This is a genomic window from Bartonella sp. AA83SXKL (genome assembly GCF_042196965.1).
Taxonomy (GTDB): Bacteria; Pseudomonadota; Alphaproteobacteria; order Rhizobiales; family Rhizobiaceae; genus Bartonella.
The window spans coordinates 1-9,848 of the sequence record NZ_JBHIRG010000029.1; the positions used below are offsets into that span (position 1 = coordinate 1).

Consider the following 9,848-nt stretch of genomic DNA (forward strand, 5'->3'; position numbering starts at 1 on the left):
TCTGAACACTGCCATGGCATGGTGAAAGCAAAGGAAATCGAGACTCATATCCTCTAGCTCTACAACCACATGCTTTTAATGACAACAGGAAACGTGACAGGAAAATATACAGCCTTAGAAGCAGACATAGGTGGCCATATTACGGTTACAAATGTTGCTTTAAAAGCAACTAATAATGGCAGTGGTGTAGCTGCTGGTGCAGCAGCCTCTGGCTCTAACAGAGTGATTGAATTGCTTGGAAATACAACGATCAGTGACGTTAAAATCGGAATTGATGCGCAAAACGATAGCACAATCAAAATGATCGGAGGAACCATTACTGCTTCCGAAGCAGGCGTTCACTTATTAAAAAACAAGAGCAATAACAAACTGAAAGATGTAACGATATTAAATCGTAAGGATAATGCACTACTAATCAATGCAATAATCGCAAGAAGAAGTGCCATTACTTTAGAAAATGTAACCGTTCCGCAAGCAATCAATAGCATAATTTCAGATAATGGTTCTCAAATAACAGTTTCTGGAGGATCATTTAACGCAAAAGGTGCAGCATTATCTGCCATAAACGGCAGCACTATTACTTTAACTGACAATGCTCAAATTACATCATCTGATGACAGTGGGCTCTATACAAAAGACTCAAAATCCACCATCACCATAACGGAAGGAACAGTACAAGGTAAAACTACTGCATTATTTGCCGGAAACGGTGGACATATTAAAGCCACGAATGTTACTCTAATAACAGCAGATAGTAATGGATTCGGTGCGGAAAGCCAAGATGTTGGCAGTTTAGTTGAATTATATGGCCATACAACGATTAAAAATGCTGAGATCGGACTTTATTCAGAAAATGGCAGCACAATCAAAATGAGTGGAGGGACGATAATTGCCGAAAATAGTGCATTTGTTGTAAATAACAATGGACATATTGATGTAACAAATGTTTCTGCCACAGCAGAAGATAGAGGTATAGCATTTGAAAAATCTAAGAACAATAAAACATCAGAAATCAATTTAACCAATGCAAAACTTCATATTAAAAACGGTACTGGAATTAATGCAAATGAATCAATTGGTAAAGCCAATCTCAAAAATTCAGAAATCCGTGCCAATATTTTATTAGTAACCGAAGCTTCAACGAAAAAAAATGATTTCACTTTTACATTAAACGCCGATCACTCCATCTTAGACGGCAAAGTGAGCACTGAAAAAAAATTCAAAACAGTCTTTGATTTGCAAAACAATACGAAATGGATATTGAAAACAAGCACAAATAAAAAAAGCCAGAACAAAAAACTGCTTGATATTGCTCAAAGAGCACGTTCTGATATTTCTGTCCTTAACATCAATAACAGCTCTATTGTTTTTGAAGAGCCAACTGAAGATCATTATCACACGTTGCACATAGGATCTGGCAGACCAAATACTAAAAAAGTCTACAATGCTACAGGAAAAGCAGAAATTCATTTCAACGTCGAATGGAGTGATAGTGCTGCCATAAACAAACAAAAAGCTGACCATCTTCTGATTCACGGTGATGTTTCAGGGACTACACTGGTTTATATCACTGGACATTTAGAAAAGAACAATATTAAAGCAGATGCTTCTGCTCTTACCAGTGCACGTGGTCTTTCACTCATTCAAGTTTCTGGGAAAGTAAATCAAAACTCTTTCAAACTTGCACAGGACTATATCACAATAAGTGGTTCACCTTATAAATATATACTGAAAGCTTATGGACCAAAATCAAACCACAGTAAAACAAATGCTGAACAAAACCTTTTAGGAGAAAATAAAAATTTCTGGGATTTTCGCTTACAACCAGTACTGCTTGATAGCGACTCAAAAGTAAAAACCATCGTGCCATAAATACAAGCTATTTTATCATGCCATGTTCTCTCTTGTATGCTGGATTGACCGATATGGATAAGCAAAGTGCAACTGTTAGCCAATATGCGACATCTGTCTTAAGGAAAGAATAAGACAAACGGAATGGCTTTTTCTTATACGCCTATGGAGAAACAGGAAGCTTATTTTCTGATAAGTAGTGCTCCTAGTAAATATGGTTATAGCAGTGCTCATCTTCACTATGCTGTTCTACAAGGAGCTATTAACCTTGTCGCGCAGAAGGGAAAAATATCTACAACACATTTGGGTCTTGTCCGAACCTACGGGCAACTCTCTTTCACCCCCAAAGATATGCAAGACAGTAAGTAAGAGCATATTGAATAAATAGTCATTTCAACTCACCGCCGCCTATGGCAGTAAACAGCGTGACAATGGTTTCTATCTTGATACGCTTTTATCCTATGGGATAATAAAGGGAGATATCACCAATGCTCTCATTGGTAAAACTGCAAAATTGAAAAACGCCAAAATGTTGAGTATCTCCACCACTGTTGGCAAACAATTTGCAACGGGTATTCAAGCCGTAACATTCGAACCGCAGGCACAGCTTGCCTATCAACATTTGATGTTTGATACCATTAAAGATGCTGATAATCTGACCATTGAGATGCAAAATCCTTCTCAATGGATAATCCCGTGTTGGTGGACGTTTGACAAAAACCATTGCCACTGAAAACAGCCGTCCTATGTCTTTCTATGGAAAAGTAAACTTAATCAAAACCTTTGGTGATGATCAGACATTCCATATTGATAAGTATTATAAATGTGACCCCTCGGGAAGTTCCGTTGAAGGTGGGCTTGGTATTAGTGCATAATTGTCCGCTAACCTCTCCCTTCATGGTGATGTCAGCTATCAACAAAAGCTTCAAAAAACTGGTATAAGTGGTGCAAGCTTTTCAGGAGGAATACTCTATCAGTTTTAAATCAAAACTGTAAAAAAGAGAACAACCAAAAACAAAATGATATTGTAAAATAATGAGAAGCTTTTCTAGAAAATACAACATTACTATCTTTTGTTATTTCTCACAAATTTAATGCTTAAAATCCCAAAATAAAACTTTTGAACATAAAATGATAAGTAAAAAATAATGCAATAATATCAAACAAAGGGATATGTTATAAGTTACTCATATATTTCAAAATGGAAGTTCTAATAGGATTTAAAATATTACAGCTCAAACACTGCCCAGAAAATTCATACTGAAAAAATCCTATTATCCCCTTCCCTCTTAACAATGCCGCCAAACATCTCCAGAAACTTCAAAACAAATAAAATTGCATTTTCTCTTCTGTAAAATTGATCATGCTCTTTGCTCTCTATGGACAATAGGCTCTATACTTGCTTCAAAAAACTCCTTTGTATAATCGTGTTGCGCATGTAGATTACGCAATTCATCATTGCTAAGCTCTTCAAGAATAATCCCTTTATGCATAATTCCAACACGTTCACAAATATGTGCAACAACAGCAAGATCATGGGACACCATCAAATAAGTAAGCTTTTTTCTCACGCGCAGTGATTTCAACAAGTTTAAAATTTCAGCCTGTACCGACACATCCAATGCAGATGTTGGCTCATCAAGCAACAACACCTCTGGCTCAATAATTAAAGCACGTGCAAGAGCAATACGCTGACGCTGCCCTCCAGACAACTCATGAGGATAACGATAAAGAAATGAAGAATCTAAACCAACGGAATCTAAAGCATCCTCCACCCGCTCTCTTTGATTATCCATTCCATGGATTTTGAGCGATTCAGAAAGAACCGTATGGACCATTTTTCTTGGATGCAGCGAAGCATAAGGATCTTGAAAAACCATTTGAATACAGCGTAAAAAATCCTTACTTCTTTTCTTTTCAACTTCTTGTCCAGCAAAAAGAAACTTTCCACTATAATCTGGAATAAGCCCCACCAATGTATTCAAAATAGTTGACTTTCCACATCCGGATTCACCAATCAAACCATAAGCTTCACCACGCTTAATATGAAAATTAACATTTTTAACAACTGTTACTGCCTTATGCCTGTGTCCAAAAGTTACAGATAAATTAGAAACATCAATAATATTCTCACAATTTGTCATGAGGAACCTCCTCAACGCCATTAACAATCGTAGGATTATACAACCAATCAGGATCACGCTCAGGAACAGCCAAAATATCAACTGGATTATCAAGCCGTGGCAAACTCGCGAGCAACGCCTTTGTATAAGGATGACAAGCGTGAGACAAATCAGAAGCAGGCAACTCTTCTAACACACGTCCCGCATACATCACCAAAATACGATCACAAAAATCAGCAATCATATTTAAATCATGACTAATGAAAATAAGTCCCGTTCCAGATTTTGTCACAAGTTCATCTAATACAGATAAAACTTGTCGTCTGACCGTAATATCAAGTGCAGATGTTGGCTCATCGGCAATAATTAAATCAGGTTTTGGAATGAGCATCATTGCAATCATCACGCGCTGCCCCATCCCCCCAGATATTTCATGAGGAAAGAGACGCATCACATGTTCAGGATCACGAATATGAACAGATTCTAACATAGATATGGTGCGCTCCCTCGCTTCAGCTTTTGAAACACGATAATGAATACGGTAAGCCTCCATAATCTGTTCCCCGATCCGTATTAATGGATTAAGTGAATATTTGGGGTCCTGTAAAATCATTGAAATACGTTTCCCACGGATTTTTCGCATCTGAGGTTCACTTGCGGCCAATAAATCAACATCCTCAAAGCGCATTTTTTTAGCTTTAACAATGGCTGCTTTTGGACTCAACCTTAGTATTGCGCGCCCAGTCATCGATTTTCCAGATCCGGATTCACCAACAATTCCAATTTTTTCTTTTCCAACAGAAAAACTAACGCCACGCACAACTTCTGAAATGCCGCGCGTTGTAGGAAAAGAAATACGTAAATCTTCTACTTCTAATAATTTATTACCCATTGCGTGGATCCAATACATCACGAAGACCATCACCTAAAAGGTTGAAAGCAAGACTTGCAAATAATATTGCACAGCCTGGTATTGCCGCCAACCACCAATTTGTCATCATAAATTCCCGCCCTGAAGAAAGCATCGCACCCCATTCAGGACTTGGAAGTTGAGCTCCCAACCCTAAAAAACCAAGACCAGCAGCCGTTAAAATAATTCCAGACATATCCAAAGTTAATCGTACAATCACTGAAGGAATACACATAGGCGCAACATGAAACAAAATAATTCGCCAAGCAGAGGCCCCTTGCAGGCGAACTACAGAAACATAATCAGAAGAACGTATTGTCAAAGTCTCAGCACGTGCTAAACGTGCAATTGGTGGCCATGCTGCAATTGAAATTGCAATAGAAGCATTTTCAATCCCTGGTCCCAATGCGGCTGAAAATGCAAGAGCTAAAATCAAACCTGGAAAAGCAAGAAAAATATCGACAATGCGCATGAGCACAGTATCAACCCATCCGCCCATATAACCAGATACAGTTCCAACAATAAGCCCTATTGGACCTACAATAACTGTTGTAAGAAAAACAACATAAAGAGTAATACGGGAACCAAAAACAAGGCGACTAAAAATATCACGTCCCAATTCATCTGTTCCAAAATAATGCGCCATAGAGGGTGGCTGCAACCGATGCCCTAGATCATTGCTAAGAAAATCATGCGTAGCAATCCAAGGAGCAAAAAATGCACATATGATAATAATACAAATAATAAGCAGACCGAATACAGCCGAAAAGTTATGAAAAAACTTAGCCAGTGCGTGATAAATTCTTTGTATGTTCGCTTGAATTATGGAATTTGGAACAGGATCGTTTAACCAACTACCCAAAGAAGATGATGATTGCGATTTATGATGATTACTTACTGTCATATTCAACGTGTCCTTGGATCAAAAATGCGATAAAGCAAATCAGAAAATAAATTAATGGCGACAAAGATAAATCCTACAAGTAAAGTACATCCTACAACTGCATTCATATCTCCGGCTAAAAGAGCATTTGTCAAGTAATGTCCAAAACCAGGCCAAGCAAAAACTGTCTCCGTTAAAACAGCCCCTTCTAATAAAAAAGCATAAGAAAGTGCAACAACGGTAATAATTTGAACAGCAGCATTTCGAAAGGCATGCCCCCAAACGGTTCGCGCCCACGATAATCCCTTTACACGTGCAGTAATGATATATTCCTGATTAAGCTGCTCAATCATAAACCCACGAGTCATACGGCTAATATAAGCCATAGCACCGAAAGCCAAGATCAAAGCAGGCATAATAACGTGACTAAAAACATTACCAAAAGCCTCCCATTGTCCTTGGCTTGCAGTATCCCAAAGGAAAAATCCTGTTTTTGGTTCAAAAGAATATTCATAAAGAAAATCAAGTCGTCCTGGGCCACCAACCCAGCCAAGTTTGGCGTAAAATATTAACAACGCCATTAATCCGAGCCAAAATGTTGGAGTAGAATAACTTACAAGTGTAAAAACACGGACAACATAATCAATAAATGAATCGCGATACATTGCTGCAAAAACACCAAATGGAATTCCAAGACTTGTGCCAATAACAATAGCAACGGTTGCAAGCTCTAATGTTGCAGGAAATACACGCATAATATCGGCTAGAACAGGTCGCCCAGAAGTTAAAGCATCTCCAAAGTCAAACAAAAATACATTATGAAGATACTTCCAATATTGGACAATCAACGGCTTATCAAGACCCAGCTTATAATACATTGCATCATAAGCTTCCTGACTAATATTATCACCAAGAATAGACAGAACCGGATCTAGAGGAAGAAGATGACCAAGAAAAAAAGTGATCGTCACCAACCCAAGCAATGTGATAAAAACTGAAATAAGAAGTTTCAATCCTTTGCATAAAAAATCCCATAAAAATAATTTTTTCTGCTTTTCTGATACAGCTCTTTCCGTCTCTGGAAGTGGCAAAACCATTATAAAAATCCCCTCTGTAGCGACAAAACATAAAGCAAATACTTTTTTATATAACAAAACAATCTCTTATTAAGCATGTTCTACAATCCTTTTCTATAACATGCTTCTTTTTATTTTTCTGCTTCATTGTAATAAAGTCTATAACTGTTCCAAATCCATTTTTTGACATCAGGTCCCATACCAACGGTATAATATGTCTGAAATAAATAAACCATAGGACCATGCTCTAGCACATAATGCTGTAAAGTACGATATTGCATGATACGCTTATTGGGGTCTTTCTCAAACAAAGCATCCATCACCATGTTATTAATATTTTCATCATAATACCCAGCGCGCCAAGCTAAATACATATTGTGCTTTTTTGTAAATGTTGGATCAGGGTTAAACACGTGATTTAATGAAGCAGGATGTCCATCAGGATCGGCACTCCCCCACCCCATAATAGCAGTATCATAATTTCCACCACGTACACGGCTCAACAATTGATTTTGTGCCATTTTTTCAATTGTAAGCTCAACACCAATTTTGCGTGCATTGGCTTGAATAGACTGTGCAACAGACGACATATAACTAAGGCTTCCAACTAAAAGATTAGCTTTAAACCCATTAGGATAACCAGCTTCAGTAATCAGTTGTTTTGCTTTTTTCAAATCCAACTGAAAAGGCAAACCTTCTTTTTCATCTAAAGCACCTGGAACACCTAAAGACATATAAGTTGCCCGTGGAATAGCAATCCCTTTCAAAACAGTTTTTCCAAGACCTTCATAATCAACCAAATAACGAAGTGCCAATCTGACCTTTTCATTCGCAAAAATTGCATTCTTATTATTTAACGATAAGTAAATAATCTGCGGACGCAAAACACGACTAATTTTGACTGGTCCTCCCTTTTTTTCAAGATCTAAAATATCCTCTGAAGAAAGATCACGCACTATATCCACATCACCTTTTTCCAAAAGAAGTCTTTGACTTGATGAATCCGCTACATGCTGCACAACAATCTGCTTAATTTTAGGCACTTCGCCCCAATAATGTTGTGTCGCCTCTAACACAACTTTATCTCCTGGAGACCAGCTCACCAATTTATAAGGTCCAACACAAGCTGTATGTGTTGCTAAATATTTATTCCCCATATCACCGTTAATACTCTGTGCTTCAATTGTTTTCCGATCAAGCAAAGCAGAAGCATAAGATTGTCCAATAACAGTCAATATGAGCTGAATAGGATAGGGTTTATCTAATTTTAATTGTAAAGTCTTATCATCAAGAGCCTGAATATTTGTTTCAATATTGTTTTTGGTAAACCCATAATCCATTAAAGATTGAGCATAGCTTAATCCTAATTTAATAATCCGTCGCATCGACCATACCAGATCTTGCGCTGTAGCCATCCTTCCATCATTAAACTTTAAATCATCACGAAGATAAAAGACTATTCTTTTGCCATTGTCTAAAACGTCCCAAGATTTTGCCATAGCAGGGCGAATTTTTGTAGGATCATGTTCATCATATTGCACTAACGCGCTGCAAATATTCGTCAATAACTCACTCGTCACAACCTCAACAGTTTGCGCTGGATCAAAACTACTAATTGAATCAATATTCCATGCCATTACCAATATATCTTTAGATGAGGCACTGAATGCCGATGTTACAGCCCCATTAAAAAAAACGATTGAGCTTAATAAAATAGAAATTTTTTTCAATATTCTTTGTTTTCCCATTTTATCTCTTCCTTTTGTATTCTTCTACCTTTTCACACAAAGTGATTGTGATTTTTCTTAAATAGCATAGCATTAGACATCAATTTCATTTAATCAAACTAAGCATCTATAAAATAATTTTCTTATACATCAGTCTATATTCGGGATGCAGAGAATCTATAACCATAAACAAAGATCCTCCCCAATATAACTTTCTATATTCATCGCTCCCTATAAACGATCTTAATTATATACTACTACTACACAAACATCCCTCCCAGTTTCATCCTTAAAAAACTGAAGAGCTTTATATGGGAGAATATTTTCATCATGCAATTATAATTAAGCTCTTTTTAGCTTTGATAACACTAAAAAGACACACTTATTTTTCAATTTTACTATAAAAAATACGCGGCGCACTATTCCAAACCCATTTTTTGATATCAGGCGTCATCGCGACAACGCTATATTGTTGAAAGATAAACGCATAAGGTCCTTTTTGCATTAATTCACGTTGTAAATCAGCATAGAGTTGCGCTCGTTTTTGCGGATCTTTTTGAAACAACGCTTCTTCAACTTTTTGATTCATCTTAGCATCAAAATACCCATGCTTCCAACTAGGATAGGCTGTATTTCTAGCCTCAAAACGATTATCTGGATTGAAAATAAGACGTGAAGCCATTGTATGAGGATCGGCAGAATCATTATTCCATCCGATAAAAGCCGTATCAAAAGCTCGAGCATCCACTTTTGAAAATAACTGTGTACCTGCTACACGTTCAATTTTAAGACGCACGCCCGCTTGTGCAGCACTATCTTGGAGTGACTGAGCAAGTAACAAAGTATAAGGAGTGTTTGACACGAGAAAATTTGCCTCAAATCCGTTCGGATAACCAGCCTCTGCTAAAAGTTGCTTGGCTTTTTGAATATCAAGTTTAAAGGGTTGCCCTTCTTTTTCATCTAAAGCCCCAAAGTTGCCAAGAGGAATAAAACTGGCCCGTGGAACACCAATCCCTTTGAGAAGCTTCTTGCCAAGACCTTCATAATCTATGAGATAACGCATCGCCAAGCGCACTTTTTCCTTAGCAAAAATAGGATTCGTCGTATTGAATCCCCAGTACATCATAGTTGGCACTAACACTCTTTCAACTTTAACATCTGTTGTTTTTTGCAGATCTGCAAGATCTTCAGGTGTCAAATTACGAGCAACATCAATATCATGTTTTTGCAACAACAAACGTTGTGTTCCGGGCTCTGCAACATGGCGAATTAAAATCT

General features: G+C 37.4%; 6 protein-coding genes and 1 pseudogene. 1 reads left to right on the top strand and 6 read right to left on the bottom strand.

Translation table 11 applies throughout. The features are described from left to right. Positions 1-921: 921 nt before the first annotated feature. A pseudogene (locus tag ACFINO_RS11700) lies at positions 922-2,834 on the top strand (autotransporter outer membrane beta-barrel domain-containing protein); the annotation flags it as partial. Positions 2,835-3,212: 378 nt separating this feature from the next. Here ACFINO_RS11700 and ACFINO_RS08350 read toward each other — a convergent pair. The 6 genes from ACFINO_RS08350 to ACFINO_RS08375 form a co-directional block, all read right to left on the bottom strand. Then, complete coding sequence (locus ACFINO_RS08350) at positions 3,213-3,995, bottom strand: ABC transporter ATP-binding protein (RefSeq protein ID WP_273790734.1); 783 nt, start codon at positions 3,993-3,995, stop codon at positions 3,213-3,215. Further along, on the bottom strand, positions 3,982-4,866 hold the full coding sequence (locus ACFINO_RS08355; protein WP_273790733.1) for an ABC transporter ATP-binding protein: 885 nt from the start codon (positions 4,864-4,866) through the stop codon (positions 3,982-3,984). Before ACFINO_RS08355 ends, ACFINO_RS08350 begins: the two co-directional genes overlap by 14 nt. Continuing rightward, positions 4,859-5,788 (bottom strand): ABC transporter permease, encoded by a 930-nt coding sequence (locus ACFINO_RS08360; RefSeq protein ID WP_273790732.1) that lies wholly within the window; start codon positions 5,786-5,788, stop codon positions 4,859-4,861. The genes ACFINO_RS08355 and ACFINO_RS08360 overlap by 8 nt, the downstream gene beginning before the upstream one ends. A gap of 2 nt (positions 5,789-5,790) precedes the next feature. After that, positions 5,791-6,864: an ABC transporter permease gene (locus ACFINO_RS08365; protein WP_375655424.1), complete on the bottom strand. Its 1,074-nt coding sequence runs from the start codon at positions 6,862-6,864 to the stop codon at positions 5,791-5,793. A gap of 110 nt (positions 6,865-6,974) precedes the next feature. Beyond that, positions 6,975-8,591, bottom strand: a complete 1,617-nt coding sequence (locus ACFINO_RS08370) for an ABC transporter substrate-binding protein (RefSeq protein WP_375655425.1) — start codon at positions 8,589-8,591, stop codon at positions 6,975-6,977. A gap of 361 nt (positions 8,592-8,952) precedes the next feature. Next, a partial coding sequence (locus ACFINO_RS08375) for an ABC transporter substrate-binding protein (protein ID WP_375655426.1) occupies positions 8,953-9,848 on the bottom strand: 896 nt, incomplete at its 5' end.